The sequence below is a fragment of the Azospirillum endophyticum genome, assembly GCF_016595245.1.
In the GTDB taxonomy this organism is placed as follows: Bacteria; Pseudomonadota; Alphaproteobacteria; order Azospirillales; family Azospirillaceae; genus Azospirillum; species Azospirillum endophyticum.
Genome location: NZ_JAENHM010000011.1, coordinates 1 through 934, shown reverse-complemented (window position 1 = coordinate 934; position 934 = coordinate 1). Strand labels below are relative to the sequence as shown.

1 protein-coding gene is annotated in these 934 nt (G+C 61.9%); it reads left to right on the top strand.

The features are described from left to right. Window positions 1-80: 80 nt before the first annotated feature. Window positions 81-914: an IS5 family transposase gene (locus JHL17_RS03690; protein WP_200190704.1), complete on the top strand. Its 834-nt coding sequence runs from the start codon at window positions 81-83 to the stop codon at window positions 912-914. Window positions 915-934 lie beyond the last annotated feature (20 nt).

Below are 934 nucleotides of genomic sequence, written 5' to 3'. Positions count from 1 at the left end.
AGAGGCTGACCGGAAATAAAGTTGCGTAATTTCGCCGACCTGTGATTCGTTCAAGTTGCGACACAGGAAGGAATCACGGAATGGTCTGGAGCGAAATCACGCGGCCGAATTATGAGCGGAAGGAGTTGCGCTACGCAAGCGATACGACGGAGGCGGAATGGGCGGTTCTTTCTCCCCACCTGCCGTCGCCTTGCCAACGTGGACGCCCGCGGAAGGTGGATCTCCGCACGATCGTGAACGCGATCCTCTATATTGCGACGACGGGCTGCCAATGGCGGATGTTGCCCAAGGAGTTTCCCGCCTGGACGACCGTTCAGGGCTACTTCTACCGCTGGCGGGACGACGGGTTCTGGTCGACGATCAACCACCATCTGGTGGGGGCGGCCCGTGAGGCGATGGGACGCGAGGCCAGCCCGACGGCCGGTGTGATCGACAGCCAATCGGTGAAAACGACGGAAGCGGGGGGGCCGCGCGGTTACGATGCCGGAAAATGCACCAAGGGCCGCAAACGCCACATCCTGACCGACACGACCGGCTTTCTGGTCGCCGCCATCGTCCATGCCGCCGATGTCCAGGACCGGGATGGAGCGCCGATGCTGTTGGCCTCGATGCGCCAGACCCATCCCTGGCTCCGCCATGTCTTTGCCGACGGCGGCTATGCCGGCCCGAAGCTCGAAACCGCTTTGCGGGCGATGGGAGAATGGACCCTGGAGATCATCAAGCGGTCCGATACCGCAAAGGGCTTCGAACTCCTCCCACGGCGCTGGGTCGTCGAGCGGACAATCGCTTGGCTCAACCGAAATCGACGCCTCGCCAAGGACTTCGAAGCCACCCTCGAAAGCGCCCTCGCTTGGCTCATGATCGCCAGCGTCAAACTACTCTCGCGACGAATCGCGCGAGCATCAACAACCTAACCGATTCTGAGTCGGACTCT

Excerpts from the sequence above, each read along its gene's own strand:
- JHL17_RS03690 (WP_200190704.1), top strand. The coding sequence starts at position 81 with ATGGTCTGGAGCGAAATCACGCGGCCGAATTATGAGCGGAAGGAGTTG.